The organism is Achromobacter sp. GbtcB20 (assembly GCF_019091095.1).
Taxonomy (GTDB): Bacteria; Pseudomonadota; Gammaproteobacteria; order Burkholderiales; family Burkholderiaceae_B; genus Achromobacter; species Achromobacter mucicolens.
On the sequence record NZ_JAGXJZ010000730.1, the window covers coordinates 1 to 250 of the forward strand.

1 protein-coding gene is annotated in these 250 nt (G+C 64.4%); it reads right to left on the minus strand.

The window, feature by feature from the left end:
- On the minus strand, positions 1-250 hold a 250-nt coding region (locus KVT32_RS30880), incomplete at both ends, for a DNA topoisomerase (RefSeq protein ID WP_254637101.1).

Consider the following 250-nt stretch of genomic DNA (forward strand, 5'->3'; position numbering starts at 1 on the left):
GTAGCCGCGAGCGATCAGGCCGCCGATGATGTTGGCCCGCGTCGCTTCGGTGCCGATGCCAACCGTATCCTTGAGCTTCTGCTTCAGGCGGGGATCGGACACCAGCTTGGCGACGCCTTTCATGGACTTGACCACCTCGCCTTGCGTGTACGGTTTGGGCGGCAGCGTCTTGAGTGCCTTGAGATCGACGTCGGCCACCTGGCATGCCAGGCCCTCATACAGTTTCGGCAGCGCGGGCAGCACCTGGGCG